Annotated in this window: 24 protein-coding genes; 14 read left to right on the top strand and 10 right to left on the bottom strand. The window is 74.6% G+C overall.

Annotated elements, in window-relative coordinates; translation table 11 throughout:
* Positions 1-50 precede the first annotated feature (50 nt).
* On the top strand, positions 51-389 hold the full coding sequence (locus AC0OO9_RS27975; RefSeq protein ID WP_484513576.1) for a DUF3817 domain-containing protein: 339 nt from the start codon (positions 51-53) through the stop codon (positions 387-389).
* A 4-nt stretch (positions 390-393) separates the two neighbouring features.
* Here AC0OO9_RS27975 and AC0OO9_RS27980 read toward each other — a convergent pair whose 3' ends face one another.
* Positions 394-1,254 (bottom strand): alpha/beta fold hydrolase, encoded by an 861-nt coding sequence (locus tag AC0OO9_RS27980; RefSeq protein WP_484513577.1) that lies wholly within the window; start codon positions 1,252-1,254, stop codon positions 394-396.
* Positions 1,255-1,301: 47 nt separating this feature from the next.
* On the bottom strand, positions 1,302-1,850 hold the full coding sequence (locus AC0OO9_RS27985; protein WP_132238120.1) for a hypothetical protein: 549 nt from the start codon (positions 1,848-1,850) through the stop codon (positions 1,302-1,304).
* 142 nt (positions 1,851-1,992) lie between these two features.
* Here AC0OO9_RS27985 and AC0OO9_RS27990 point away from each other — a divergent pair, with 142 nt between their 5' ends.
* The 3 genes from AC0OO9_RS27990 to AC0OO9_RS28000 are packed head-to-tail and all read left to right on the top strand — an operon-like array spanning position 1,993 to position 6,010.
* The gene (locus tag AC0OO9_RS27990) at positions 1,993-3,117 is read left to right on the top strand and encodes a baeRF2 domain-containing protein (RefSeq protein ID WP_484513579.1); all 1,125 of its coding nucleotides are present in this window, start codon (positions 1,993-1,995) and stop codon (positions 3,115-3,117) included.
* Complete coding sequence (locus tag AC0OO9_RS27995) at positions 3,110-4,870, top strand: thiamine pyrophosphate-binding protein (protein WP_484513581.1); 1,761 nt, start codon at positions 3,110-3,112, stop codon at positions 4,868-4,870. The genes AC0OO9_RS27990 and AC0OO9_RS27995 overlap by 8 nt, the downstream gene beginning before the upstream one ends.
* Before the next feature lie 51 nt (positions 4,871-4,921).
* On the top strand, positions 4,922-6,010 hold the full coding sequence (locus tag AC0OO9_RS28000) for an iron-containing redox enzyme family protein (RefSeq protein ID WP_484513583.1): 1,089 nt from the start codon (positions 4,922-4,924) through the stop codon (positions 6,008-6,010).
* 244 nt (positions 6,011-6,254) lie between these two features.
* On the opposite strand, the gene AC0OO9_RS28005 is transcribed toward AC0OO9_RS28000, so the two are convergent.
* Positions 6,255-6,485 (bottom strand): CDGSH iron-sulfur domain-containing protein, encoded by a 231-nt coding sequence (locus tag AC0OO9_RS28005; RefSeq protein ID WP_311410258.1) that lies wholly within the window; start codon positions 6,483-6,485, stop codon positions 6,255-6,257.
* Positions 6,486-6,708: 223 nt separating this feature from the next.
* Between AC0OO9_RS28005 and AC0OO9_RS28010 the strand changes: the two genes are divergently transcribed.
* Both AC0OO9_RS28010 and AC0OO9_RS28015 read left to right on the top strand, forming a co-directional pair.
* A complete protein-coding gene (locus tag AC0OO9_RS28010) occupies positions 6,709-8,121 on the top strand; it encodes a hypothetical protein (protein ID WP_484518073.1) in 1,413 nt (470 codons plus the stop codon).
* Positions 8,122-8,349: 228 nt separating this feature from the next.
* Complete coding sequence (locus AC0OO9_RS28015; RefSeq protein WP_132237970.1) at positions 8,350-9,492, top strand: SigB/SigF/SigG family RNA polymerase sigma factor; 1,143 nt, start codon at positions 8,350-8,352, stop codon at positions 9,490-9,492.
* A 61-nt stretch (positions 9,493-9,553) separates the two neighbouring features.
* Here AC0OO9_RS28015 and ctaD read toward each other — a convergent pair whose 3' ends face one another.
* From ctaD to AC0OO9_RS28040, 5 genes are all read right to left on the bottom strand, one after another.
* Positions 9,554-11,554 carry an aa3-type cytochrome oxidase subunit I gene (gene ctaD, locus AC0OO9_RS28020; RefSeq protein WP_484513585.1) on the bottom strand — a complete coding sequence of 667 codons (2,001 nt, stop codon included), beginning with the start codon at positions 11,552-11,554 and terminating at the stop codon, positions 9,554-9,556.
* Positions 11,555-11,659: 105 nt separating this feature from the next.
* Positions 11,660-12,388 carry an ATP-binding protein gene (locus AC0OO9_RS28025; RefSeq protein ID WP_484513587.1) on the bottom strand — a complete coding sequence of 243 codons (729 nt, stop codon included), beginning with the start codon at positions 12,386-12,388 and terminating at the stop codon, positions 11,660-11,662.
* A 103-nt stretch (positions 12,389-12,491) separates the two neighbouring features.
* Complete coding sequence (locus AC0OO9_RS28030) at positions 12,492-12,944, bottom strand: DUF4383 domain-containing protein (RefSeq protein WP_132238116.1); 453 nt, start codon at positions 12,942-12,944, stop codon at positions 12,492-12,494.
* A 172-nt stretch (positions 12,945-13,116) separates the two neighbouring features.
* Positions 13,117-14,274: a glycosyltransferase gene (locus AC0OO9_RS28035; RefSeq protein WP_484513589.1), complete on the bottom strand. Its 1,158-nt coding sequence runs from the start codon at positions 14,272-14,274 to the stop codon at positions 13,117-13,119.
* Between the two features lie 74 nt (positions 14,275-14,348).
* Positions 14,349-15,347, bottom strand: coding sequence for a glucosyl-3-phosphoglycerate synthase (locus AC0OO9_RS28040; protein ID WP_484513591.1), 999 nt, complete (start codon positions 15,345-15,347; stop codon positions 14,349-14,351).
* A gap of 208 nt (positions 15,348-15,555) precedes the next feature.
* Between AC0OO9_RS28040 and AC0OO9_RS28045 the strand changes: the two genes are divergently transcribed.
* The 6 genes from AC0OO9_RS28045 (at position 15,556) to AC0OO9_RS28070 (ending at position 23,495) form a co-directional block, all read left to right on the top strand.
* The gene (locus tag AC0OO9_RS28045; RefSeq protein ID WP_484513593.1) at positions 15,556-16,563 is read left to right on the top strand and encodes a Gfo/Idh/MocA family protein; all 1,008 of its coding nucleotides are present in this window, start codon (positions 15,556-15,558) and stop codon (positions 16,561-16,563) included.
* Complete coding sequence (locus AC0OO9_RS28050; protein ID WP_484513595.1) at positions 16,556-17,644, top strand: zinc-dependent alcohol dehydrogenase; 1,089 nt, start codon at positions 16,556-16,558, stop codon at positions 17,642-17,644. Before AC0OO9_RS28045 ends, AC0OO9_RS28050 begins: the two co-directional genes overlap by 8 nt.
* Before the next feature lie 52 nt (positions 17,645-17,696).
* Complete coding sequence (locus AC0OO9_RS28055; protein WP_484513596.1) at positions 17,697-19,511, top strand: ABC transporter ATP-binding protein; 1,815 nt, start codon at positions 17,697-17,699, stop codon at positions 19,509-19,511.
* 97 nt (positions 19,512-19,608) lie between these two features.
* A complete protein-coding gene (gene secA2 / locus AC0OO9_RS28060; RefSeq protein WP_484513598.1) occupies positions 19,609-21,900 on the top strand; it encodes an accessory Sec system translocase SecA2 in 2,292 nt (763 codons plus the stop codon).
* Positions 21,901-22,085: 185 nt separating this feature from the next.
* Positions 22,086-22,826, top strand: a complete 741-nt coding sequence (locus tag AC0OO9_RS28065; RefSeq protein WP_484513600.1) for a GAF and ANTAR domain-containing protein — start codon at positions 22,086-22,088, stop codon at positions 22,824-22,826.
* Positions 22,827-22,991: 165 nt separating this feature from the next.
* On the top strand, positions 22,992-23,495 hold the full coding sequence (locus AC0OO9_RS28070) for a DUF2231 domain-containing protein (RefSeq protein WP_421449357.1): 504 nt from the start codon (positions 22,992-22,994) through the stop codon (positions 23,493-23,495).
* 67 nt (positions 23,496-23,562) lie between these two features.
* Here the strand turns inward: AC0OO9_RS28070 and AC0OO9_RS28075 are convergent, their stop codons facing one another.
* Both AC0OO9_RS28075 and AC0OO9_RS28080 read right to left on the bottom strand, forming a co-directional pair.
* Positions 23,563-24,516 (bottom strand): DUF3500 domain-containing protein, encoded by a 954-nt coding sequence (locus tag AC0OO9_RS28075; RefSeq protein ID WP_484513602.1) that lies wholly within the window; start codon positions 24,514-24,516, stop codon positions 23,563-23,565.
* A gap of 45 nt (positions 24,517-24,561) precedes the next feature.
* Complete coding sequence (locus AC0OO9_RS28080; protein ID WP_132237950.1) at positions 24,562-24,960, bottom strand: ankyrin repeat domain-containing protein; 399 nt, start codon at positions 24,958-24,960, stop codon at positions 24,562-24,564.
* Positions 24,961-25,024: 64 nt separating this feature from the next.
* Between AC0OO9_RS28080 and AC0OO9_RS28085 the strand changes: the two genes are divergently transcribed.
* Positions 25,025-25,402 carry a signal peptidase I gene (locus AC0OO9_RS28085; RefSeq protein ID WP_484513604.1) on the top strand — a complete coding sequence of 126 codons (378 nt, stop codon included), beginning with the start codon at positions 25,025-25,027 and terminating at the stop codon, positions 25,400-25,402.
* 88 nt (positions 25,403-25,490) lie between these two features.
* A complete protein-coding gene (locus AC0OO9_RS28090; RefSeq protein ID WP_484513606.1) occupies positions 25,491-25,946 on the top strand; it encodes a cysteine dioxygenase in 456 nt (151 codons plus the stop codon).
* Positions 25,947-25,952 lie beyond the last annotated feature (6 nt).

The following is a 25,952-nucleotide window of genomic DNA, read 5'->3' on the forward strand; positions in this document are numbered from 1 at the left end:
CGCGCCCGACGGGGTGGTTAGCATGTGCGGCAACCGGTGGGGGAGTGACGATGCGCGAGAAGATCACCAGGCTCTTCGTGGCGGCGGCGATCGCCGAGGCCTGTTCCTGGCTGGCCCTGCTGATCGGCATGGCCGTCAAGTACGGCCCCCCGGGCAACGAGATCGGCGTGCAGATCTTCGGCCCGATCCACGGTGCGCTCTTCGTCGCGTACGGCCTGCTGGTCCTCGCGATGGCCCGGCTGCACCGGTGGCGGCCCTGGCCCACCCTCGTGGCGCTGGCCTGCGCGGTGCCGCCGTTCGCCACCCTGATCTTCGAGCGCTGGGCCGCCCGGCGCGGGATGCTGCGCAGCGCGGGCGAGCCGGACCGGCCGCTGACCCCCGTCGGCTGACCGGTCAGCCGGCGAGGAACCCGGCCAGCGCGGCGGCGAGCTGCTCCGGGGCCTCCTCGGCCATGTGGTGGCCCGAGGCGATCGCGGCCACCCGCACGTCGTCGGCCCAGTCCCGCCAGATCGCCGCCGGGTCGCCGTACAGGTCGACCATGTCGTCCCGCTCCGACCAGCAGAACAGCACCGGGCAGGCGATCCGCCGCCCGGCGGCCCGGTCGGCGTCGTCGGCCGCCCGGTCCGGGCCGAGCCCGGCCCGGTAGTCCTCGCACATCGCGTGCACCGTCGCCGGGTCGTGGATGGCCCGGCGGTAGTCGGCGTACGCCTCCTCGCCCATGGCCGCCGGCGACCCGCCGTACCAGGCGTCCGGGTCGGCGGTGATCACCCGCTCCGCCGGCTTGTCCGACTGGCCGAGGAAGAACCAGTGCCACCAGCGGGCCGCGAACCGGGCGTCGGCGCGCGCCAGGGCCTCGCCGATCGGCACCCCGTCGAGCACGCCCAGCCGGCTGACCCGCTCGGGGTGGTCCAGCGCCGTGCGCATGGCCACGTAGCAGCCCCGGTCGTGCCCGATCACCGCCGCGCGGTCGTGGCCGAGCGCGTCGAGCAGGCCGACCACGTCGCGGGCCATCGCCCGCTTGGCGTACGTGGTGTGCCCCGGGTCGCTCGGCGGCTTCGACGAGCCGCCGTAACCGCGTAGGTCCGGGCAGATGACGGTGTGCTCGCGGGCGAGCAGCGGCGCGACCCGGTGCCAGGTCGCGTGGGTGCGCGGATGGCCGTGCAGCAGCACCACGGGTGGCCCCGAGCCGCCGTGGCGTACCCGCAGTTGGACCTCGCCGACGTCGATCCGCTCCAGCGTGAATCCCTCGAACATGTCCGCCACGGTGCCCGCGGGCGCGCCGCCGGAAACCGCGCCGGCCGTCAGGTCAGCGCGGACCAGGCCAGCACGGCCGCGACCAGCAGCGCGCCCAGCACCGCCTGGAGCAGCAGCGGCGGCCCGAGGTGCGACCACAGGGTGGCGGTGCGCGGGGTGAGCAACTGGCCCGTCGTCAGGTTGACGATCCGCTCGATCTTCGGCGGCAGGTCCGGGTCGCCCTGCGGGCGCAACGTGAGCTGCACGTGGTCGGCCGGGTGCAGGGCACTCTGCGGCAGGTGCCCGTGCAGCTCGACCTCGCAGAGCCGCCCGGCGGCGTCGCGCAGCCGCACCGGGGTTACCAGGTATTCCGGGCCCTTCTTCAGGTCCTTGAAGCGTCGTCGGGCGGCGCCGGAGCCGGCGGAGAACAGGGAGCGGGCCAGCGCCATCAGCAGGCCGGCGATCCCGGCCGCCGCGAGCACCGCGACCAGCACCGGCTGGCCGATGCGCACCTCGCGCGGGTAGCCGTCCATCAGCCGGACGATCCGCCCCGTGACGATCCGGCCGGTCGGATGGACGATCCGCCGGATGTGCAGGTCGCTGTCCATTTCCACCACCCAGAGTCCGGTTGCGTTCACTCATGGTATCGGTCGTCCGGGTTGAACGACATGAATGAAATGCGGTCACGCGCTCGCGGCGGCCAGGTGACAACCGCAGCGGCACGGGTAAGCGGGGGGCCGAGCTGGAAAGGGGTCGAGCATGCAGCTGTCCTTCCTGCGCCCGCTCTACGACCGGCCGGGACCGTGGGTCTCGGTGTACCTGGACGCCTCCGCCAACGTCGAGGACGCCCACGCGGCGCTCGATCTGCGCTGGCGGGGCCTGCGTGACCAACTTCAACAGCAGCGCGCCGACGTGGACACCATCGACGCCGTCGAACGCGTCGTGCGGGGCCACGATCCGATGCCCGGCAGCTACGGGCTGGCGGTCTTCGGCGCCCGGGGCCGGGTGGTGCTGTCGGAGTACCTCTCCGCCCCGCCGTTGCGGGACCTCGCCGCGTACACCTCGCTGCCGCACGTGATGCCCATGCTGGCGCAACGCGGCGAGCAGGTGGCCTGGGTCCGGGTGCTGGCCGACCGGACCGGCGCCGACGCCATGGCGATCAGCGCCGGCGGCGTGCCGCGCCGGGCCCACGTGAGCGGCCGGGAGGACTTCCAGCTGCGCCGGGTGCAGCCCGGCGGCTGGTCGCAGTCCCGGTACCAGCGCGCCGCCATGGAGGCCTGGCACCACAACGCCGGCGACGTCACCGCCGCGACGGTGGAGCTGGCCGAGAAGGTCGGCGCCGAGGTGGTGGTGGTCGCGGGCGACGTACGCGCCACGGGGGTGATCGCCGCCCAGATGCCGTCGCGCTGGCAGGACGTGGTGGTCCGCACGGACGCCGGGTCCCGGGCCGGCGGCGCCGACCAGAGCCTGCTCGACGACCTGACCGTGCAGACCATCGCCGAGGTGGCCGACCAGCGGATCTCCGCCGCGTTGGACCGCTTCGGCATGCAGGAGGACGTCGGCGCCGGGCTGGACGCCGTCGTGTCCGCCCTGCAACGCGACCAGGTCGAGACGATGCTCATCGTCGACGACCCGTCCGCCACCGGGGAACTCTGGATCGGGCCGGACCCGACCGAGATCGCCACCGATCCGGGGCAGCTCGCCGCCATGTCCGTACGCGACCCGGAGAAGGTCCGCGCCGACGCCGCCCTCGTACGCGCGCTGGTGGGCACCGACGCCGAGCTGACCGTGCTGGGCCCGGACGAGGCGCCGGAGCTGACCGACGGCGTCGGCGCGGTGCTGCGCTATGTCGACGCCGGCACGCCGGGGCGTGGCGATGGCTGAGCGTACGGTGGCCGACCTGGTGGTCGAGCGACTGCGCGCCTGGCGGGTGCCGCGGGTCTTCGGCTACCCCGGGGAGGCCATCGCCCCGGTGGTCGAGGCGTTGGACGCCTCGGGCGGGGATCCGGCGTTCGTGCCGGCCCGGCACGAGGAGACCGCCTCCTACATGGCCACCGGGCACGCCAAGTTCACCGGCGGGATCGGGGTCTGCCTGGCCACCCAGGGGCCCAGCGCCGTGCAACTGCTCAACGGCCTCTACGACGCCAAGCTGGACAGCAAGCCGGTGGTGGCGATCGTCGGCGAGGACGTCTCCGGCCCGCTCGGCGGCGCCCACCAGGAGATCGGGCTGAGCCGGCTGTTCGCCGACGTGTGCAACCAGTTCGTCCGCTACGGCCGGGTCCCCGACGGGGTGCCGGCCCTGCTCGACCAGGCGTTCCGCACCGCCGCCGCCACCCGCAGCCCCGTCTGCGTGGTGCTGCCGCGGCAGTTGCAGGAGGCCACCGTGCCCGACCTGCAGTCCCACGCCGCCGGGGTGCTCTCGGCGACGCCGGGGGAGCCGCTGGCAAGGGTCCTGCCGCACGACGCCGACCTGGACGCAGCCGCCCAACTGCTCGCCAACGGCCGGCGCAGCGCGATCCTGGTCGGCCAGGGCGGCCGGGGCGCGGCCGGAGAGATCGTCGCCCTCGCCGACCGGCTCGGCGCCGGGGTGGCGGCCTCGCTGCTGGGCAAGCCGGTGCTCGACGAGCGGCTGCCGTTCCACGCCGGCGTGCTCGGCGAGGTCGGCACCCCGGCCGCCGCCGAGCTGATGGGCGGCTGCGACACGCTGCTGCTCATCGGCACGAACGATCCGTGGACGGACTACTTCCCGATGCCGGGGCAGGCCCGCACGGTGCAGATCGACATCGACGGCCGCCGGATCGGCACCCGCTACCCGGTGGACGTGCCGCTCGTGGGCGACGCCCAGGAGACGCTGCGGGCGTTGCTGGCCCGGGTGCCCGACCGGCCGAACGCCCGGTGGCGGGAGACCGTCGAGGGCTCGGTCGACCGGTGGCGGGCCGAGCGGGCCGACCGGGCCGACGCCCCCGCCGAGCCGGTGAACCCGCAGCTCGTGCTGCACGAACTCTCCACCCGGGTCCCGCCGCGCGGGGCGGTGGCGGTGGACGTCGGATCGGTCATGTACTGGTACGCCCGGCACCTGGAGCTGCCGCCGGGCGTCAACGCGCAGCTCTGCGGCACGCTCGGCACGATGGGCTGCGCCCTGCCGTACGCCGTGGCGGCCAAGCTCGCCGCCCCGGACCAGCCGGTGGTCGCCCTGCTCGGCGACGGCGCGATGCAGCTCAACGGGCTGGCCGAGCTGATCACCGTGGCACACCACTGGCAGGAGTGGCGCGATCCCCGCCTGGTGGTGCTGGTGCTCAACAACCGGGACCTGTCCGGCATGGGCGGCGGCCGTACGCCGACCGACCCGACGCGCCGCCTGCCCGACGTGCCGTACGCCGGCTGGGCGCGGCTGCTCGGCCTGCACGGGGTGCGGGTCGACCGGCCCGAGCTGGTGGGGGCGGCCTGGGACGAGGCGCTGGCGGCCGACCGGCCCTGCGTACTGGAGGCGGTGGTCGACCCGGCGGTGCGGCTGGCGCCGCCCGAGCCCGCGTTCGCGGACCTGCGCGAGGTGTTCGCCGAGGGCGACGCCGCCCGGCGGGTACGCGACCGGATGCTCGCCGCCGGGGTGGCCGTGGAGGTCGACGACCTCGTTTAACGCCCCAGTCGGGGGGCACTGAGGACGGGCAGTACGACGCTGGAGGTCACCTTGTCAGAAGCCCCGGACCGCCGGTACGGCCCCGCGCCCCTGCCGCAGCCCCGTGGGCCGGTGTCGGCCGCGCTGCTGGACGCGCTGCGGCGGGCGCCGCACGACCTTCCGGCGGGGCTCGGCGCCGGGCCCGCCCCCGCCGACGCCCTCACCGACGAGGACCTCCAGCTCACCCTCTTCTGCTGCTACGAGCTGCACTACCGGGGCTGGCAGGGCGTCGACGAGGACTGGGAGTGGCAGCCGTCCCTGCTCGCGCTGCGCGCGTACGCCGAACGGCACTTCGAGGCGGCGGTGCGCGCGCTGGTGGGCCCCCTGCCGGCGGCGCTGCCCGGCGGGGTGCCGGCGGCCCTGGCCGACGTGGTCGCCGCCGACGACGGGCCCTCGCTCGCCGGACACCTGCAACGCCGGGCGTCGCTGGCCCAGTTCCGGGAGTTCGTCACGCACCGCTCGATCTACCACCTGCGCGAGGCCGACCCGCACAGCTGGGCACTGCCGCGCCTCGGCGGGCCGGCGAAGGCCGCCCTGGTGGAGATCCAGATGGACGAGTACGGCAACGGGCGCCTGGACCGGATGCACGCGGAGCTGTTCCGGGTCACCCTGGCCGAGCTGGGGCTGGACACCGGCTACGCCGCCCACCTGGACGCCGTGCCGGCGGTCACCCTGGCCACCAACAACCTCATGTCGCTGTTCGGGCTGCACCGGCGGCTGCGCGGGGCGCTGCTGGGGCACCTCGCCGCGTACGAGATGACCTCCTCGCTGCCGAACCGCCGGTACGGCAACGGGCTGCGCCGCCTCGGCCTGGGCGAGGCCGCCACGCGCTTCTACGACGAGCACGTCGAGGCCGACGCGGTGCACGAGCAGATCGCCGCGTACGACCTGTGCGGCGGGCTGGTCCGGGTGGAGCCGGCGCTCGCCCCGGACGTCCTCTTCGGCGCCGCCGCCGCGCTGGCGGTGGACCGGCTCTTCGCCGCGCACCTGCTGGACGCCTGGACCGCCGGCCGCACCTCCCTGCGCGCCACCGCCGCACCGATCCGCATCGACCTGCGCGACCGCCCGCGCCCCGGCGGCCTACCCGCCGCCGTAGCCTGACCCACCCGGCTTCACCCGCCCCGCCCCGGTCCCGCCGTGCGCCCCGCCCCGCCGTGCGGGCGGTCGATCATGCAGTTGTGGCACCCCGCAAAAGCCTTGAAACGCCGGTTTCCGCCCACCAGAAGTGCATGATCGACGCGGCCGGTGCGGCGCGGCCGGTCGGCGCGGCCGGTGCGGCGCGGCCGGTCGGCGCGGCCGGTGCGACGCGGCCGGTCGGCGGGGCGCGGGGGCGGCCTGGGCGGGGTCAGGGGGTTTCGCGGGTGGGGGCGGCGCGGAAGTTGACGGCCTTGTGGGTGCCGTCGCAGAACGGCTTGAGCGCCGACTTTCCGCAACGGCACAGGGCCACCGTGCCCCGCCGCGCGTCGATGGTCTCCCCGTCGGGGGTGACCAGGGCGAAGTCGCCCCGGACCAGCAGCGGTCCGTCCTGGTAGGGGGTGATGGTGGCCGCTGCGGGAGTGTCGTCGTCGGTGCGCATGGGCGCTGAAGTGCCCCTTGCTCCGGCACTGAAACCCCTGCTCACCGGCGTGCCGTCGCGGTGCGTGACCGCCAGCGTCACCCGGTTCGGCGGTTCGGCGGCGGCCCGCCCGGGATCTTCTGATTGCTCCCGCCCGGTGGGGGATGCCCCGTTTGAACCCCATCGGGACGGGAAGCCGGGCCGCGTGGTGAGCGAACGAGGCAAGGTGGAGCCGGGGCCCAAGGTGCGCAAGGGGCTCACGGCCGAGGGCGCCGGACTGGCGGGCGACCGGGTGGTGGCCGCCGGCAGCGCCGCGCGGGTCCTGGTGGCCGCCACCGCGCGGGCGCTGCGCGGCACCGACTGCGCCGACCTCGGACACCCGGGACACCCGGGGCCGCTGTCGCGGTTCGTCGGCGCGCCCGAACCGGTGCGCCGGGCGGCGGTGATCCGGGCGGCCGGCCGGGTGGCGCTCACCCCCGGCCAGACCGCCGAGGTCGACGCGGGCCGGGTCGCCCGCTGGTTCGCCGAGCAGTACCCGCGCCGCCACTACCCGGGTGTCCTGGTCGGCTCCCCGCACGGCGCGGCCGCGCACCTGGCGATGGCGCTCGGCGTGCCCTGGCTGCCGGCCGGGTTCGAGATGACCGTGCACTGGGCGCAGGGCGCCGTCGACCGGCCGCAGGCCGCCCTGGACCACGGTGCCGCCCTAACCGCCCGTCTCCTCAGCGGCAACGCCGACCTGCACGTCCGCCAGGTGCACTGCCCCGCGAGCCGGGGCGCGCTGGCCGGCGCCACGGTGTCGCTGGCGGCCCGGTGGCGGTCCCTGCCGGCCGCGTACGCGCGGTTCCTGGCCGACCGGCTGGAGCCCGGCGCCCCGGTGCTGCTGCTGCGCGACGCCCGCACCTGGCCGGTCTTCGACTCCGCCCCGGGGCACAGCTTCCAGGTCGGCTGCCCGGGCAGCGGCCTCGACCCGGTCGACTTCCACCCGGACAGCCACGCGCTGCGCCAGGTGCTCCGCTCGGCCGGCGGGGACGGCGCGCACTGGGAGCCGCCGGAGGTCGCCTCGCCGCCCGAGCCGGCGGAACACGGCGTGGAGTCCGGTTTCGAGGCCGGCGTCCAGGAGTGGACCGGCGGGCACGGGCATCCGCTGCACCGGGTCCTCGTGCCGCGGCCGGAGGCGCTCAGCGCCGCGACCGCCGACCTGTACCGGCGCTGGCTGCGCGCGGCCGGCAAGACCGGCGATCGGCTGGTGGTGGAGTGCGGACGGCTGCTCGACCCGTGGCAGGTGGTGCGGGCCGGGATGGTGCCGTACTGGTGCGAGAACGCCACCCGGCGCAGCGTGGAGGCGGCGGAGTGGTGGCTCGCCGGGAGCGAGCCGTTCAGCTCGGTGGACGTGCTGCCCGAGCCGCCCGGCCTGCGGTCGCCGGCGCTGGCCGGGCTGCCCCAGTGGCTGGCCGTCGCCGGCTTCGGGCGCCGCCGGCGGGCGCTGGACCGCACCTCGGCGCGCGGCTACCCGGTCACCTCGGTACCCACCCGTCGGGCGACGGAGGTGCTGCGGGCGCAGCCGTACGACCTGCCGACGCCGCCGCCGATGACCGTCCCCGAGGCCCTCGCGGCGCTGCGCGACGGCGGCTCCCACCAGGGGTTACTCGTCTGTTGAGTCGGCCCTTTCGAAACATCCTCGCGAACCCCGGGTCCCGTGATTGAGTACCTACGGAGCGGGAACACCGCTGGCTGCGACGGCCTGATCACGCCGTCCGGCGTGGCGCCGTCGCCCGCTGACATCCCAGTCATGTGACCCATTTTCCGGCCCGGGCGTGGTGCGACCACGCGCGCGCACGACCGGTTTCCTGAATCCGGGCGGGGGACCTTCCTGAGGGAGGCGCGGATGTTCGGACAGACCACCACGACCACACCACCTCCGACCGATCGGGGCCTGGAGGACCTCGACGCGGCCGCACTGGCGTACGCGGCGCGGATCGAGGGCCTACCGCCCGAACGACGCCAGGAGGCACGTGACGACCTCGTCCGGTTCGCCCTGCCGTTCGCGGGCCGGCTGGCCCGCCGCTACCGGGGGCGGGGCGAGCCGCTGGAGGACCTGGAGCAGGTCGCCCGGCTCGGCCTGGTCAACGCCGTCGACAGGTACGACCCGGAGCGGGGCTCCTTCACCGCGTACGCGGCCATCACCATCGTCGGCGAGATCAAGCGGCACTTCCGCGACCGCACCTGGGGCGTGCACGTGCCGCGCCGGCTGCGCGATCTGATCCTGGAGGTCGGGCAGGCCACCTCCGCGCTGACCAGCGAGCTGTCCCGGGCCCCGACGGTCGCCGAGCTGGCGGAACGGCTGGAGACCCCGCAGGAGGAGATCCTCGCCGCGCTGGAGTCGGCCGCCGGCTACAGCCCGGCCTCGCTGAACGCCCCCGTCGGCGGGGAGAGCTCGGCGGAGTTCGGCGACCTGGTCGGCGAGTCCGACAACGCGCTGGAGTCCGTCGACGACCGGGTGACGGTCAGCGGGCTGCTGCACCGGCTGCCCTGGCGGGAGCGGCGCATCCTGGCCATGCGCTTCTACGGCAACCAGACCCAGGCGGAGATCGCCGCCCGCTTCGGCATCTCCCAGATGCACGTCTCCCGGCTGCTGTCGCGGGCGCTGACCTGGCTGCGCCAGGCGATGCTGGCCGACGCCCCGCCGCCCTGGCAGAACGGGACCGCCGAGTCGGCCGAGCCGGCGAAGACCAGGATCTCGGTGCGGCACAACGGCGACCGGGTGGTCGTGGAGGTCGGCGGGGAGGTCGACCGGGACGGCGCGGACCAGCTCCGCCGGGCGATGCTGGAGGCGGTGACCGGGCAGCCGGCCGAGGTGGTGGTCGACCTGGTGGGCGCCGGTGGCTTCGACGCCGGCGGGATCGCCGCGCTGATGGCGGGCCGCGAGGCCGCCGCCCGCACCGGGGTGCCGCTGCGGCTGACCCGCGTCCAGCCGGCCGTGCGCCGCTCGCTCACGGCGGCGGGCCTGGCGGCGGCCCGCGAGGGCTGAGACCACGTACCGCGGAGGGCCGGCACCCCCGGGGTGCCGGCCCTCTCTCGCGTACGCCCGCTCAGCGCTCGGGGGTGTCGCCGGGCCCGCGCGGATGCCGCCAGCGCTCCCTGGCCGGCGGCTCCCGGTCGGCGCCGGGGCGGGTCTCCTCCGGCTCGTCGGTCTGCTCGAAGCTGGGCCGACGGATCTCGTCCGGCTCGGGGACGTCCACGGGACGGGCCCCGGACTGCGCCGCGGGCTGGAACGCGGCGGCCTCCCGCGCGCCGTGCGCCCCCTCGGCGGCCGGCGCCTCGGGCACGTGCCTCTCGCGGTGCAACTCGTCGCTGAGTTCCTGCGGCGGCTTGGTGGCGCGCTGGGGCAGGTCCCGGCCGAGGTCGGCGACGAGCGGGCCGTACTTGAGGTCGAAGGCGGGCCGCTCCGAGCGGATGCGGGGCATCCGGTCGAAGTTGCGCAGCGGCGGCGGGCAGGTGGTGGCCCACTCCAGCGAGTTGCCGAAGCCCCACGGGTCGTCGACGTTCACCATCGCGCCGTAGCGCCAGGACTTCCAGGCGTTCCAGATGAAGAAGAGCGTGGACGCGCCGAGCACGAAGGCGGAGATGCTGGAGATCATGTTCAGGGTGGTGAACCCGTCGCTGGGCAGGTAGTCGGCGTACCGGCGGGGCATGCCCTCGTTGCCCAGCCAGTGCTGCACGAGGAAGGTGCCGTGGAAGCCGAGGAACATGGTCCAGAAGTGGGCCTTGCCGAGGCGGTCGTCCAGCAGCCGCCCGGTCATCTTCGGCCACCAGAAGTAGAAGCCGCCGAAGAGCGCGAAGACCACGGTGCCGAACAGCACGTAGTGGAAGTGCCCGACGACGAAGTACGTGTCGTGGGTGTGCCAGTCCGCCGGCGGGCTGGCCAGCAGCACCCCGGTGAGGCCGCCGAAGAGGAAGGTGACCAGGAAGCCGATCGCGAAGAGCATCGGCGTCTCGAAGGTGATCTGCCCCTTCCACATGGTGCCGATCCAGTTGAAGAACTTCACCCCGGTGGGCACCGCGATCAGGTAGCTCAGGATGCTGAAGAACGGCAGCAGCACCTGGCCGGTGGCGAACATGTGGTGCGCCCACACGGTCATCGACAGCACGGTGATCGCGATGGTGGCCAGCACGAGGCCGGTGTATCCGAAGATCGGCTTGCGGGAGAAGACCGGGATGATCTCGGTGATGATGCCGAAGAACGGGATCGCGATGATGTAGACCTCGGGATGGCCGAAGAACCAGAACAGGTGCTGGTAGAGCATCGGGCCGGCGGTCCCCGGGTCGTACACGTGGGCGTTGAGCAGCCGGTCCGCCGAGAGCGCCATCAGCGCGGCGGCGAGCAGCGGGAACACCAGGATCACCAGCACACTGGTGAAGAGCATGTTCCAGGTGAAGATCGGCATCCGGAACATGGTCATGCCGGGCGCGCGCAGGGTGAGGATCGTGGTGATCAGGTTGACGGCGCCGAGGATGGTGCCCAGCCCCGAGATCACCAGGCCGATCACCCACATGTTGGCGCCGACGCCGGGGGAGTGCTCCTGGCTGCTCAGCGGCGAGTACGCGGTCCAACCGAAGTCGGCGGAGCCGCCCGGGGTGAGGAATCCCCCGAGCACCATCAGGCCGCCGAACAGGTAGAGCCAGTACGCGAGGGCGTTGAGCCGGGGGAACGACACGTCGGGGGCGCCGATCTGGATCGGCACGATGTAGTTGGCGAACCCGAACGCCGCGGGGGTGGCGAACAGCAGCAGCATGACCGCGCCGTGCGAGGTGAAGAGCTGGTTGTACTGCTCGGCGGAGAGGAACTGCAAGTTGGGCCGGGCCAGTTCGGCGCGCATCAGCATCGCCTGGATCCCGGCGACCAGGAAGAAGCCGAACGAGGTCAGCAGGTAGAGCAGGCCGATCTGCTTGTGGTCGGTGGTGGCCAGGAACCGGGTCAGTTTGCCGCCGGGAAGCGCCTTGCGCAGCGGCCCGGGGTAGCCACCGAAGCGTGCCGGTGCCAGGATCGCCGGTCCCCGGTCGCGTGGTTCCGTGGTTACCCGCTTGGGCATGTGACTCTCACCCCGCCAGACGACAGATAGGACGGCGCGGCTACCCGCCCCTCTCCCCATGAAACCAGGCGACAGGGGTTATTCAGGCGAGAGTGGTAAATTCTGTCAATTCGCGGGCAGTATGGCCCAGACGACCTTTCCGTCGCCGGCCGGCGCGCTGCCCCACCGCTGGGCCGTCTCGCGCACGAGCATCAGCCCCCGGCCGCCCTCGGCCCGCAGGTCGCCGGTGCCGACCCGGACCGAGGTCCGGCTGCCGTCCGCGACGGCCAGGTGCAGGTACGGCCGGCGCAGGGTCAGCGTCACCTGCATCGGCGTGCCGGCGTGCCGGACCACGTTGCCGACCAGCTCGCTGAGCACCAGCGACGCCGGCCCGACGGCCTCCGGCAGGTTCCAGCGGGCGCACGCGTCAGTGACCAGCTCCCGCGCCCGCCGGCAGGCCCCTGCCACCGGTTCGAGCCGGGCGCGCAGACGGGGTGCCGCCGCCGCGTTCGCCACCCGGGTAGCCTCGTCGCAGTCGTGCCGCACGGGCACCACCCGGCAGGCGGTCGACTGGGCCAGCCAGGTCGCCGCCTCGGGCGGCGGGGCGCACAGCACGACGGGCACCGCCGGCCAGTCGGCCGCCCGACGGGCGATGGCGGCGAAGACCGAGAGGGCCAGCCGGTCACGCAAGGTGACGTCGGTGAGGTCCACCACGAGGGCGTCGGGCTGGCTGGCGAGGCAGTCGTCCAGCACGCCCCGCACCGTGCGCATGGTGTCGATGCCGAGGTCGCCGTGGAGGCGTACGACGGTCACTGGCGACTCGTCGTGCACCTCGCAGGTGATCCGGCTCGGCATTGCGCCCTCGTTTCGCGTTGTCGGGGATCTGCGAACTACCCGGCCGCGCGGAGGGTCAAACCGGACCGGCCGGGGCGTCGCCGCCCCGGCCGGTCACGATGCGTCACCGGCGGGTCCGGTCCCGCGTGGTCAGGATGCCGAGCGCGATCATGCCCAGGCCCAGGAAAAGGTGCAGCCAGTTGTCGGCGTTGTTGACCGGGATGAAGTTGGCCGCGCTGTCGTGGTCGATCACCAGGCCGTAGAGCCAGAGCACCAGGTAGATCGCGCCGCCGCCGACCAGGTACGTCCGCGCGCCCGTGACGGTGCGGGCCAGCAGCAGCCCGGCCACCCCGAAGAGCAGGTGGACGATGTTGTGCAGCACCGAGACCTGGAACAGGCCGAGCAGCTTGGATTCGGAGTCGTGTCCGGCGAAGCGCAGGTCGCCGAAGTTGCTGGTGATGCCCGGCACGAAGCCGAGCACGCCGACCAGGAGGAAGACCACCGCCACGGCGGTGGCGGCCCGCCGGACGGGAGCCCTGCCATCGGCCGGGTTGTGCCGGGCGCGGGAGCGCGCCATGGGACCGGTCACCGCCGTCTCCTCACTGTGCGAGAACGCTGAGTGGATCGCGCCTTCCCGCTGCTCCCACCGGCAAACCCCACCACCGGGGGATCGCCCCAACCGGGCGCCGGCACGCGACCGGGGCCGGCCCACCGTGACGGCGGGCCGGCCCCGGGGTGCGGATCGCCGGTCAGGCCGGTTGCAGGCGCGGGGCGGCGGCGAGCTGGCGGACCCGCTCGTAGAGGCCCACGTACTTCTCGGCCATCACCGTGGGGGTGAAGCGGACGGCGGCCTCGCGCCGGCACTCGTCCGGATCCAGCAGGCTCGCGGCCAGCAGCAGGTCGCCCAGCTCCTCCTCGTCGGTGGTGAGCAGGCCGGTGCGGCCGTGCTCGATCAGCTCGGGCAGGCAGCCCCGGGCGGTGGCCACCACCGGCGTGCCCAGGGCCAGCGACTCGACCACCGCCGTGCCGCCCGGCTCCTCCCAGCGCAGCGGGAACAGCGAGGCCCGGGCGCCGGCCAGCAGGTCGTCGCGTTCCTGCCCGGCCACGGTGCCCACCCAGCGGACCAGGTCACCGTCGACGTGCGGCGCCACCTCGTCGTAGAAGAACCGGACGTCCGGGTTCTGCCGGGCCTCGTCCCCGGCGGCGGCCAGGTCCTCCGGCCGGTGGTACGGGCCGACGGGCCCGGCGAGCACCAGCGGCACCCCCACCCGCCGGGCGAGGCGCGCGCCCACGTCCTGGCCCTTGCCCGGGTTGATCCGGCCCAGGATGATCAGGTAGTCGCCCTTCTCCGCCCGGGGCCGCCGGTCCGCGTCGACGGCGAGCGGGGTGGACAGGTGCACGTGGCCCACCGAGTGCTCCTGCAACGCCCGGGGCGCGCGGGCCAGCTGCGAGGCGGAGACCCCGTTGACCCGGACCCGGTCGCCGCCGTCGAGATTGCCGTAGAGCGCCGGGTGCTTGGCCAGGTCCCAGTGCAGCGTGTGCAGGGCCGGCGGGGCGTCCGGGCCCATGGCGGCGAGCGTGGCCAGGCCGACCGCCTCCACGTGGTCGTGCACGAGGTCGATGTCGTCGCGCGAGTGCAGCGCGCGCACCACCCCGTTCAGGTGCGCCTGGGAGATGCCGCAGACCTGGTTGTACGGCCGTTGCAGGGCGTGGAACTGCCCGTCGGGGAAGACGGAGAACTTCTCGTCGACCGGCAGGGTGCTGCTGTCGACCGACGCGAGCACCACCCGTACGCCGAGCCGGCGCAGCTCCGGCACCAGCGTCGCGATCACGTTCTCGATGCCGCCGTAGCCGGGCGGCGGCACGGACAGCCACGGACCGGCGTTCATCAGGACGGTGAGGCTCATGCGGGATTCCTTCCCTCGGCGGGGGCCTGGGCCGTCCGCGCCCGGTCGTTCACGGTCACGGGGGGGTCGCGTGTTCACGCCGCGGCGACCCGTCGGCGGGGGATCCGGTGCCGCAGCTCGGCCAGGGGCGGCCGCTCCTCGACGGAGACGTCGCTGACGACGATCTCCCGGTCCAGGTTCGGCAGGGCGTCGGAGCCGCCGCGCCGGAACTGGGTCAGCAGGGCGGCGGGCAGCGCGCCCGGTGCCGCCCAGCCGCGCCGCTGCAACCGCGACCAGGCGGTGAGCATGATCTGGGCCGACATCCGGCCCAGCGCGGCGGTGTCCTGGTGGCGGTGCTTGCGCTCGCCCAGGTCCACCTGGGCCAGCGCGTCCAACCCGACCAGCTCCAGCAGGTCGATGAGCATCGCCGTCTCGACCCCGTAGCCGGAGACGAACGGCACCCGCTCCAGCACCTCCCGGCGTCCGGCGTACTCACCGGCGAGGGGCTGCACGAAGCCCGCCAGCTCGGGCCAGAAGAGGTTCAGCATCGGCCGGGCCATGAGCTCCGTCACCCGCCCGCCGCCGTCGGCCTCCACGCTCGACGCCCCGACCAGCGGGCGGTGGTAGAAGCCCTTCACGAAGTCCACCGAGGGATCGGTCAGCAGGGGGCCGATCAGCCCGGTCACGAAGTGCGGGCGGAACTCGCGCAGGTCGGCGTCGACGAACGCCACCACGTCGCCCTCGGCCGCGGCCAGCCCCGCCCAGAGCGCGTCGCCCTTGCCGGTCAGCCGGGGCAGGCCCCGGGTCATCGCGTCCTGGCTGACCACCTCCGCGCCCGCGGCGCGGGCCACGCTGGCGGTGCGGTCGGTGGACCGGGAGTCCACCACGATGAGCTCGTCGACCAGGGCCACCCGCTCCATCAGGTGCTCGCGGATCGTCGACACGATCGCGCCGACCGTGGCCTCCTCGTTGCGGGCCGGCAGGACCACGCTGACCCTGCTGTCCCCCTTGGCGCGGATCAGCCGCCGCGCCGGCCAGTCACCCGCCGACGTGGTGCGGTAGGTGGCCCACGCCTCCACCACCGGTGACACCATCGTTTCCGTGTTCCGCACAGGCACCCCCAGATCGTGGCGGAAAAACCTTCCCTGTTTTTCCCACTACCGCACTCGCGCTAACCGCAGCATGCCTAACAGCTTGATCACGACAGTGACGTGACCGGGTTCCGCCCTGGTGAACGTTTGGTTGCGCGCACGCCGGGGGAGTGCAGTCGCGAACGCGAAACTGTGGCGAAAGGGCTCTTACATGCGCACGTGCCGGGTGGGACTGGTTGGGGCCGGCGGGGTGGCGCAACGCCACGCCCGGGTGTTGGGCGGCTTCGCGGACGTGGAACTGCTCGGGGTGACCGACGTGGTGCCGGAGGCGGCGGCGGAACTGGCGGACGCGCACGGCGCCCGGACCTTCGGCGACGTCGGGGAACTGCTGGCCGCCGGCCCGGACGCGGTCTACGTCTGCGTGCCGCCGTTCGCCCACGGGCCGGCCGAGGAGGCGGTCGTCGCGGCCGGGGTGCCGATGTTCGTCGAGAAGCCGGTCGCCGTCGACCTGGTGACCGCCGAGCGGATCGCCGACCTCGTGGCCGGGCGGGGGCTGCTCACCGGCGTCGGGCACCACTGGCGGTACCTGCCGGTGGTGCAGCAGGCCCAGGAACTGCTCGGCGACCGTCCGGTGCGGATGGTCAGCGGCGCGTGGTGGGACAAGGTGCCCCCGGTGGCCTGGTGGTCGCGGCGGGACCGCTCCGGCGGCCCCGTGGTCGAGCAGGCCGCCCACGTGCTGGACCTCGTCCGGTACCTGGTCGGCGAGGCCACCGAGGTCACCGCGTACGGCAACGGCACCCCGCCGCCCGTCGACGGCGCCGACATCGACTCGGTGACCACCGCGACGCTGCGCTTCGCCGGCGGCGCCGTCGGCACGCTCACCGCCGCCTGCGTGCTCGGCTGGAAGCACCGCGCCGGACTGGAGATCCTCGCCGACGGCCTGGCCCTCTCGCTCAGCGAGGACGGCCTGGTCGTGCGCGACGCCGACGGGGAACGCCGCTTCGACGCCGACCCCGAGGCCGCCCGGGTGGCCGTGGACCGGGCCTTCGTCGACGCGGTCCGGGGCGTCGGCGACGACGTCCGCGTCCCGTACGCCGAGGCGCTGCGCACCCAGCGGCTCGCCCTCGCGGTCGCCGACTCCGCCCGCACCGGCCGGCCCGTACGGCTGGACACGCCCGTCGCCGCGCCGCTCGCATCGGGGGTGACCGTCGATGCGTGACCACGTCGTGGTGGTCGGCGGCCCGGGCCGGGTGGAGCTGGTCGAGCAGGACGCCGCCGAGCTGACCGACGGCACGTTCCGGGTCGAGACGCTGTTCAGCGGCGTCTCCGCGGGCACCGAACTCAGCTACGTCAAGGGCACCAACCCCTACCTCAACGTCACCTGGAACGCCGACCTCGGGCTCTTCCAGCCGGGCGCGGCCAGCACCCCGTACCCGGTGACCCGGCTGGGCTACATGCAGGTCGGCCGGGTCGTGGAGAGCCGTACGCCCGCCGTCGCCGTGGGCACCGTCGGCGCGATGACGTACGGCCACCGCACCGGCTGGGTCGCCGACCCGGTCGCCGAGCGGTTCGTGCCGCTGCCCGAGGACCTCGACCCGCTGCTCGGCGTCTACGTCGCGCACATGGGGCCGATCTGCGCCAACGGGGTGCTGCACGCCGCCGCCGACCTGCACGGCGCCGACGTGCGGTCGCTGGGCGACGGGGTGCGGGGCCGCCGGGTCGCGGTCGTCGGCAGCGGGGTGGTGGCCCTGCTCACCGCCCTGTTCGCCAAGCGGCACGGCGCCGCCTCGGTGGTGGTGCTCGACCCGACCCCGCAGCGGCGGGCCGTCGCCGAGGCGCTGGGCCTTCAGACCCTCGACCCGGAGGCGGACGACCCGGCGGTGGTGCTCAAGACCCGCTGGGCGCACGGCCCCGGCGACCGGGGCGCCGACGTGGTGTTCCAGTGCCGGGGGCAGGCGTGGGCGTTGCAGCTCGCGCTGCGCCTGCTGCGCCCCCAGGGCACGGTCGTCGACCTGGCGTTCTACCAGGCCGGCGCGGACGCGGTCCGGTTCGGCGAGGAGTTCCACCACAACGGACTGTCGCTGCGGTGCGCGCAGATCGGCCGGGTGCCGCGCGGGCTCGCCCCCACCTGGGACCGGGAGCGCCTTTCCGCCGAGACGATCGACCTGCTGCGCGCGTACGGGGACGTGATCCGCAAGCACCTCGTCTCGGCGGTGGTGCCGTTCGAGCAGGCCCCGGCCCTGCTGACCGATCTCGCCGAGCGGCGCCGCCAGGAGCTCCAGGTGGTGCTGACCGCCTGAGGTCCCCGCGTCGCCCCCCGGGCGGGTGGCGCGGCCCGATACCGTGCCAGCCATGACCGCCGCCGCTCCCGTGACGACCGCCGACGACCCTGCGCCGACCGCCGCCGGCGCTCCGGGCATGCCCGTGGACGACCGGCGGGTCGGCCTGGCCGCACTGCTGCCGTACCTGCGCGCCCACCGCGGCACCCTCGCCGTGGTGGGCGCGCTGTCGCTGGCCGGCGCGGCGGCGTCCCTGGCACAACCGCTGCTCACCCGCTCGGTGCTGGACGGGCTCTCCGCCAGCCGACCGGTGGCCGGGCTGGTCGCGGCGCTTGTCGCCCTGGTGCTGGTGGCCGCGGCGATCGGCGGGGTGCGGGACTACCTGCTCCAACGCACCGCGGAGGGGGTCGTGCTGGGCACCCGGCGGCGGCTGACCGGCCACCTGCTGCGGCTGCCGATCGCCGAGTACGACCGCCGCCGCACCGGCGACCTGCTCTCCCGCGTCGGCTCGGACACCACCCTGCTGCGCGCGGTGGTCACCTCCGGCCTGTTCGAGGTCGTCACCGGCGCCGTGATGGTGCTCGGCGCGGCGGGCGCGATGGTCCTGCTCGACCCGGTGCTGTTCGGGGTGACCCTGCTCGGGGTGGCTGCCGGCATCGCCATCGCCGTCGCCTTCGCCCACCGGGTGCGGGGCCTGGCCCGCGCCGCCCAGGAACGCGTCGGCGAGATGACCTCGGCGGTGGAGCGCGCCATCTCCGCCGCCCGGACGATCCGCGCGGCGCGGGCGGAGCGGCGCGAGGCCGACGCGATCGGCGTCAGCGCCGCACGGGCGTACGCGGCGGGCCTGCGGGTGGCCCGGGTGCAGGCGTTCGTCGGCCCGGCCAGCAGCGTGACCATCCAGGGGGCGTTCCTGCTGGTCCTCGGGGTGGGCGGGGCGCGGGTGGCGGCGGGCGCGATCACCGTCGGTGACCTGGTCGCGTTCATCATGTTCCTGTTCTTCCTGGTCCTTCCGCTCGGGCAGGCGGTGCACGCCTACACCCAGTTGCAGACCGGGCTGGGCGCGCTCCAACGCATCGAGGAGATGCTCGCCGTGCCGGTCGAGGGGGCCGCCGACCGGCCCGCGTCCGTCCCGGCCCGGGCGCTGCCCGGCGGGGCCCCGGCGTCCGTCGAGTTCGACCGGGTGGGCTTCGGCTACCCCGGCGGCCCGCCGGTGCTGCACGAGGTGAGCTTCACCGTGCCGGCCGGCACCCGCACCGCCCTGGTCGGCCCGTCGGGCGCCGGGAAGTCGACGCTGCTGGCGCTGGTCGAGCGCTTCTACGAGGTCACCGGGGGCGCGCTGCGCATCGACGGGGTCGACGTGCGGGACCTGCCCCGCGACGCGCTGCGCGCCCGGATCGGCTACGTCGAGCAGTCCGCGCCCGTGCTGGCCGGCACGCTGCGGGAGAACCTCCTGATCAGCGCGCCGGAGGCCACCGAGGCCCGGCTGCGCGCGGTGCTCGACGAGGTCAACCTCGGCCATCTCGCCGAGCGCGCCCCCGAGGGGCTGGACGTGCAGGTGGGCGAGGGCGGGGTGCTGCTCTCCGGCGGCGAGCGGCAGCGGCTGGCGATCGCCCGCGCCCTGCTGGCCGGACCGCCGGTGCTGCTGCTCGACGAGCCGACCAGCAACCTCGACGCCCGCAACGAGGCCGCGCTGCGCCGGGCCATCGACGCGGTGGCCGCCCGGCGCACCCTGCTGATCGTGGCGCACCGCCTTTCCACCGTCGTCGACGCCGACCAGATCGTGGTGCTCGACGGCGGCCGGGTGGCGGCCACCGGCACCCACGACGAGCTGACCGGGACCAGCCCGCTCTACCGTGAGCTGGCCACGCACCAGCTCCTGGTGAGCTGAGCGGTCCACGCCTTCGACCCGCCCGGCGACGACACCCGCGCGGCGGCGCGCCGGGCGGGCCGCCAACGCGGGCTCCGGTCGCGTACCGTTGCCGCTCATGGGTGTGTCGCAACGCTTGAAGACCAGGTTCCGCCGGTTCCTCCAGCGCCCGGGGACGACGGTCGACCTGGGGCCGCTGGAGAAGCTGCTGCCGGCCGTCGAGGCGCGCGAGGACGAGCTGTCGGCGCTCGACGACGCCGAGCTGACCGAGGCCGCCGGCAAGGCCACGGGCTACGAGGAGATCTGCGCGATCGGCCGCGAGGCCGCCCGCCGGGGCCTCGACCAGCGGCCGTACGACGTGCAGCTGCTGGGCGCGATGGCGCTGCTCTCGGGCAAGGTCGCCGAGATGGCCACCGGTGAGGGCAAGACGCTCACCGCGACCATCGCCGCCTACGGGCACGTCCGGCTGGGCAACGGCCCGGTGCACGTGCTCACCGTCAACGACTATCTGGCCCGGCGCGACGCCCTCTGGATGGAGCCGGTCTACAGGCTGCTCGGCCTGAGCGTCGGCTGGGTCAACGAGGCGTCCACCCCGCAGGAGCGGCGCGACGCGTACGCCTGCGACGTCACCTACGTCTCGGTCAGCGAGGCCGGCTTCGACTACCTGCGCGACCAGCTCGTCACCGACGTGGAGGACCGGGTGCAGCCGCCGCTGCGCACGGCGATCGTCGACGAGGCCGACTCGATCCTCATCGACGAGGCCCGGGTGCCGATGGTCCTCGCCGGCTCGGTCGCCGGCGAGCAGGACCCGGTGCACGCCGCCGCCGCCCAGGTGCGGGGCCTGCGCAAGGGCAAGCACTACACGGTGGCCGAGGACGGCCGCAGCGTCGCCTTCACCGCCGCCGGCCTGGCCGCCGTCGAGGCCAAGCTCGGCATCGACCTGTACGACGAGGAGCACGTCGCGCAGCTCTCCGCCGTGAACGTGGCGCTGCACGCGCACGCCCTGCTGCACCGCGACGTCGACTACATCGTCCGCGACGGCTCCGTCGAGCTGATCGACGAGATGCGGGGCCGGGTCGCCCAGCGCCGCCGCTGGCCGGACGGGCTCCAGGCGGCCGTGGAGGCCAAGGAGGGCCTCGACGCCACCGCCGAGGGCGAGGTGCTCGGCACCATCGCCGTGCAGGCGTACATCGCGCTCTACCCCAAGGTGTGCGGCATGACGGCGACCGCGGTGCTGGTCGGCGACCAGCTCCGCGAGTTCTTCGGCCTCGAGGTGGCGGTGATCCCGCCGAACACCCCGTGCGTGCGCGAGGACGAGCCGGACCGCATCTACGCCACCCGGGCCGAGAAGGAGGAGGCGCTGGTCGACGAGATCAAGCGCCACCACGAGCGCGGGCGGCCGGTGCTGGTCGGCACCCTGGACGTGAAGGAGTCCGAGGGGCTGGCGGCCGGCCTGAACGCCATCGGGGTGCCCTGCGTGGTGCTCAACGCGAAGAACGACGACGAGGAGGCGTCGATCATCGCCGAGGCCGGCGCGTACGGCGCGGTGACCGTCTCCACCCAGATGGCCGGCCGGGGCGTCGACATCCGCCTCGGCGGCAGCGACCAGGCCGACCGGGACCGGGTCGCCGAGCTGGGCGGCCTCTACGTGATCGGCAGCGGCCGGCACGACAGCCGGCGCGTCGACGACCAGCTGCGCGGCCGGGCCGGGCGGCAGGGCGACCCGGGCGGCTCGGTCTTCTTCGTCAGCCTGGAGGACGATCTGGTCGCCCGGCACGCCGGCGACGCCGTCCCCGCCTCGCCCCGGATGAACGCCGACGGCCTGGTCACCGACGACCAGGTCGAGTACGCCGTCGAGCACGCCCAGCGGGTCGCCGAGGGCGTCAACCACGAGATCCACCGCAACACCTGGCGCTACAGCGTCGTCATCGAGCAGCAGCGCAAGGCCCTCGCGGAGCGCCGGGAACGGCTGCTGACCAGCGACGTGGCGGCGCTGATGCTGCTGGACCGGGTGCCGGAGAAGGCCGGCGAGATGGACGAGGACCTGCTCGCCCGGGTCGCCCGCTCGATCGCCCTCTACCACCTCGACCGGCTCTGGACGGACCACCTCGCAGAGCTCTCCGAGGTACGCGAGGGCGTGCACCTGCGCGCCCTGGGTCGGCTCGACCCGCTGGACGAGTTCCACCGGGCGGCGGTGCCGGCGTTCAACAACCTGATCCCGGAGATCGAGCGGCGGACGATCGAGACCTTCGAGGAGACCGAGTTCACCGACGGCTGGGAGCCGGACGAGGCGAAGCTGGTGCGGCCGAGCGCGACCTGGACGTACCTCGTGCACGACAACCCGTTCGGCTCGGAGCTGGACCGGTTGATCGCCTCGGTGGGGCGGCGGCTCAGCTCCGCGTCGCGCTGACGCTCCGGGGCCCCTTCCGACGCCTTCGGGTGCCGGAAGGGGCCCCCTTTTGCGCCGTTTCGATCCCGGTTTGCGAGGGTAGTAGGCCGGGTCCGAGGAGTCGGGAGAGACCAGACGATGGAACACGTGACGGCGCCGGTCGGCCGTGCGGGAGCACGCGCCGGGACGGTGGGGGCTGTGGAGCGGTGAACCTGGAGATGTGGGACCCGGCGGTGGAGCGGCTCGGTGTCCTGGAGACCGCCGCCCTGCTGCGCGAGCTGACGGCCGCCCTGATCGCGGTCGAGGACTTCGACGAGGCGCTGGACGCGCTGGTGCGCACCGCCTGCGGGGCGGTGGCCGGCGTGAGCTGGTGCGGCTTCACCGCGCTGCGCGCCGGCGAACCGGCCGGGGTGGCGGCGTCCGACGCGCGCCTGGCGGGGCTGGACGACCTGCGGCACGGCCCCGACTCGCCGGCGATGGACGCGATCCGGCGGCGGGAGATGATTCTCTCCGACCGGCTGGACCGCGAGGCGCGCTGGCCGTCCTGGACGCCGCGGGCCCGGGAGCTGGGCGTGCACGGGGTGATCTCCGCGCCGGTCGACGTCGACGAACAGGTGATCGGCGCGATCAACCTGTACGCCGGCGCCGCCGACCTGCTCACCCCGGGGCACCAGCTCACCGCGATGCTGCTCGCCGAGCACGCCGGGCTGCTCCTCGCGGCGGTCCGCGACCGGGCGCGCAAGGCGGCCGAGGCCGGGGAACTGGCACCCTCGGTGCTCGGCGACGGGGTGATCGGGCAGGCGATCGGCGTGATCATGACCCAGCGCGGCTGCCCGGCCGGCGAGGCGCTCGACGTGCTGCGCAGCGCGGCGTCGTCGCTGGACATCCCGCTGCGGGAGGTCGCCGACCGGCTGGTCGCCACCGTTTCGCGCCCCCGGGACAACTGAACGCTCCGGCCGTCCGGGGCCGGGGTGCGCCTGGGCCCTCCGTGGCCGGCGTGACGATCGGGGACTCGCGTGACGGCGGTGGCCGGCGGGCCGCGTGTCGTTTCGGCGTACGGGCGCCCGGGTAGCACCCTGGACTGGTGACGTGTGCCTACCTGGGGAGGAACCATGCAGAGCCGGCTGCGGGTGCAGGGGCACCCGATCCAACCGATGCTGGTGACGTTCCCGTTCGGGCTCTTCGTGAGCGCGACCGTGTTCGACCTGACCGACGTGCTCGGCGGCCCGGCCTTCCTCGGTGAGGTGGGCTACTGGACGTCCGTGGCCGCGCTGGTCGCCGCCGCGCTGACCGCCGTGGCCGGCATGATCGACCTGTGGGACGTGCCGGTCGACCGGACCCGGCGCACGGCGGTCACCTTCAACCTGGTGAACGTGGCGATGGCCGCGCTGTTCCTGATCTCCTGCCTCGTCCGCGCGGACGCGCCGCAGCGGGGCGCCTCCGTCGTGCTGCTGCTGACCGAGCTAGTGGCACTGGGCATCGGCGCCGTCGGCGTCGCGCTGGGCGCCCGGCTGGTCCGCCGCTTCGACGCCGGACGCCGGGCCGAGCCCACCACCTTCGACGCGTTCTCCAGCGCCTCCGACTCCACCGTCGACCTGGCCCATCACCGCCCCTGACCCCGCCCGGCTGCATGATCGACGAGGCCGGGGACGGGCGGGGCCGGGGGCGGGCGGGGTGGGGTGGTTAGTGGGGGTGCGATTCGGCGTGGTGGGCGGCTAGGACGTCCGCGCCGAAGTCGCTGGCCGGGCGGCGCAGGACGGTGTGCGCGTGGTTGCCGTTGTCGGTGGTGTTGTCGTACTCGATGAGCAGGTCGTCGCCCTGCACGCGGTAGTAGTGGCGCCGACCGGGCACCGTCGGGCCGGCCCAGGCGAAGTGCAGCTGCCCGGCGTCCAGCCGGCGGGCCTCCCGGACCGCCAGCTCGGGTGGGAGCCGGTCCAGGTAGAGCGCCACGAGCTGGTCCAGCAGGGCCCGTCCGGTGGGCCCGAGCCGGTCGGCGGGCACCCCGAGCGGCTCCAGCGGCCCGTCCACCCGGGCGCGGGTGGCGCTGATGATGTCCCCGGGCGCCTCGCCGGCGACGATCGCCGCCGACCGGCCCGCCGGGCCCATCGCGTCGAGCAGGGCGCGGGCCAGGTCCTCCTCCACGCCCAGCGGCCGGGAGACCGGGCGGCCGGCGTACCGGACGGTGGCCGGGTTGGCGCCGAGGAAGATCGGCGCGGGGGAGACCTGGTCGGCCACCACGGTCATGCTCACCGAGAGGTGGTGCCCCTCCAGGCGCCACGCCCAGGCGTCGTCGCGGGCCGGGTCGCCGAAGACGGCCACCCAGTAGTCGCCGCTGTGCCGGCCCCGACGCCATCCCTCCGCCCGGTCCAGCACCTCCTCCAGCGCGACGATGGCCATCGCCTGGGCGTACGCCGGTGGGCTCAGCGCGGTGGCCAGCAGCCGGTGCGCGGCCTTGCGCCCGGCGCGGTCCAGGTCGGCCAGGCAGACCCCGGGCCGGGGGCGCGGCCGGTACTCGAGCCAGCGGCGGGCCGCCTCGTCGTCGAACCGGTGGGCGGCCTGGGCGCGGGCGGGTTCGTCCAGCGCGGCGAGCAACGCCGTGGCGGCGGTGCGCATCTGTTCGGGCAGCGGATCCTCCACCGACCCTGTATACCGGGCGCGGACCGGATGCGCCGGGCGTCGGCGTCAGCCGGTCGGCGCGGCCAGCAGCGCGAGCATCTCGGGCAGGTCGAAGAAGCGGGCGGTCTCCACCGCCGACGGGTTGCCGTGGTGCGGGTCGGCCCCGGCGGCGAGCAGCGCCCGGACGGCCTCGGCGCTGCTGCGGAAGGTGGCGGCGGCCAGCGCCGTCTGGCCCCGGTCGTTGGTCCGGGAGTGGTCGGCGCCGCGGGCGAGCAGCGCGGCGACGGTCTCGGCGTGGGCGTGGTACGCCGCGAGGATCAGCAGGGTGTCGCCCTTGTCGTTGGTCAGGTCGACTGGCAGCCCCGCGTCGACGTAGTCGGCCAGTTCGGCGGTGGCCCCGTCGCGGGCCAGGTCGAACATCCGGTGCGCGAACGCCAGCGTCTCCGCGTCGAGTTCCTCACTCACCGGTCCAGGTTAGTCGGACGTCCCCCTGGTACGTTGCTCGGCCGGCGTACCGGGGGAGCGTGCGATGGACGACAGGGTGTACGTGGGCAACGCGGGCGTGGACGGGGCGACGAACGCCGGCTGGCTGCTCGGCCACTTCATGCCGCAGGGCGACGCCCGGCACAGCGTCGACGTCGAGGTGAAGTGGGGAGTCCATCCGGCGGGGGAGGCGCGCTCCCGATGGGCCACGCAGGAGCGGCGTACGGCCCTGCTGGTGCTGGTCAGCGGCCGGTTCCGGGTCGAGTTGCCGGACCGGACGGTGGTGCTCGGCGAGCCCGGCGACTATGTGGTGTGGGGGCGGGGGGTGGACCACTCCTGGTACGCCGAGCGCGAGTCGGTCGTGTTGACGGTGCGCTGGCCGTCGATCCCCGGCTACCGGGTGGACCCGCCGGTCCGCAGGTGACACGTCCCAGCTTCTGGGAATGCCTACTAAACCAATAGGGTTTGCAGCCTATGCTTGGTCGACGCACCGCCGAACCGCGAGGACCGCCATGCCCGACCGACGCCCACCCGACCTGCTCGCCACCGCCCGGCGGTGGGGCGCCGACCCCGCCCGCTGGCCGGTGCCGCTGCGCTTCGACCCGGTCTCCCGCTGGTACTCCCGGCTCGCCCACGAGACCGACCACGAGGTGTGGGCGTTGAGCTGGCTGCCCGGCCAGGGCACCGACCTGCACGACCACGGTGGCTGCGGCGGCGCGTTCCTGGTCGTCTCCGGGGTCCTGACCGAGGAGACGGTCGGCGGGGGCGTGCTCCGCCCGCACCGGCTGCCGGCCGGGTCCGGGCGTCGCTTCGGCCCGCGGCACGTGCACCTGGTGTCCAACCGGGACGACGAGCCGGCGGTGAGCGTCCACGTCTACCGGCCCGCGCTGCGCCGGATGACCAGGTACCGGCTCACCGACGGCCGGCTGCGCGTCGCCGAGGTGGCCGAGGCCGGGGTGGCCTGGTGAGCGCGA

Source organism: Micromonospora sp. USAFONa4, from assembly GCF_057197825.1.

What these genes read in the sequence shown, in the direction of transcription:
- AC0OO9_RS27975 (WP_484513576.1), top strand. Translation starts at nt 51, where the DNA reads ATGCGCGAGAAGATCACCAGGCTCTTCGTGGCGGCGGCGATCGCCGAG.
- AC0OO9_RS27980 (WP_484513577.1), bottom strand. Translation starts at nt 1,254, where the DNA reads ATGTTCGAGGGATTCACGCTGGAGCGGATCGACGTCGGCGAGGTCCAA.
- AC0OO9_RS27990 (WP_484513579.1), top strand. Translation starts at nt 1,993, where the DNA reads ATGCAGCTGTCCTTCCTGCGCCCGCTCTACGACCGGCCGGGACCGTGG.
- AC0OO9_RS27995 (WP_484513581.1), top strand. Translation starts at nt 3,110, where the DNA reads ATGGCTGAGCGTACGGTGGCCGACCTGGTGGTCGAGCGACTGCGCGCC.
- AC0OO9_RS28005 (WP_311410258.1), bottom strand. Translation starts at nt 6,485, where the DNA reads ATGCGCACCGACGACGACACTCCCGCAGCGGCCACCATCACCCCCTAC.
- AC0OO9_RS28015 (WP_132237970.1), top strand. Translation starts at nt 8,350, where the DNA reads ATGTTCGGACAGACCACCACGACCACACCACCTCCGACCGATCGGGGC.
- ctaD (WP_484513585.1), bottom strand. Translation starts at nt 11,554, where the DNA reads ATGCCCAAGCGGGTAACCACGGAACCACGCGACCGGGGACCGGCGATC.
- AC0OO9_RS28025 (WP_484513587.1), bottom strand. Translation starts at nt 12,388, where the DNA reads ATGCCGAGCCGGATCACCTGCGAGGTGCACGACGAGTCGCCAGTGACC.
- AC0OO9_RS28030 (WP_132238116.1), bottom strand. Translation starts at nt 12,944, where the DNA reads ATGGCGCGCTCCCGCGCCCGGCACAACCCGGCCGATGGCAGGGCTCCC.
- AC0OO9_RS28035 (WP_484513589.1), bottom strand. Translation starts at nt 14,274, where the DNA reads ATGAGCCTCACCGTCCTGATGAACGCCGGTCCGTGGCTGTCCGTGCCG.
- AC0OO9_RS28040 (WP_484513591.1), bottom strand. Translation starts at nt 15,347, where the DNA reads ATGGTGTCACCGGTGGTGGAGGCGTGGGCCACCTACCGCACCACGTCG.
- AC0OO9_RS28045 (WP_484513593.1), top strand. Translation starts at nt 15,556, where the DNA reads ATGCGCACGTGCCGGGTGGGACTGGTTGGGGCCGGCGGGGTGGCGCAA.
- AC0OO9_RS28050 (WP_484513595.1), top strand. Translation starts at nt 16,556, where the DNA reads ATGCGTGACCACGTCGTGGTGGTCGGCGGCCCGGGCCGGGTGGAGCTG.
- AC0OO9_RS28055 (WP_484513596.1), top strand. Translation starts at nt 17,697, where the DNA reads ATGACCGCCGCCGCTCCCGTGACGACCGCCGACGACCCTGCGCCGACC.
- secA2 (WP_484513598.1), top strand. Translation starts at nt 19,609, where the DNA reads ATGGGTGTGTCGCAACGCTTGAAGACCAGGTTCCGCCGGTTCCTCCAG.
- AC0OO9_RS28070 (WP_421449357.1), top strand. Translation starts at nt 22,992, where the DNA reads ATGCAGAGCCGGCTGCGGGTGCAGGGGCACCCGATCCAACCGATGCTG.
- AC0OO9_RS28085 (WP_484513604.1), top strand. Translation starts at nt 25,025, where the DNA reads ATGGACGACAGGGTGTACGTGGGCAACGCGGGCGTGGACGGGGCGACG.
- AC0OO9_RS28090 (WP_484513606.1), top strand. Translation starts at nt 25,491, where the DNA reads ATGCCCGACCGACGCCCACCCGACCTGCTCGCCACCGCCCGGCGGTGG.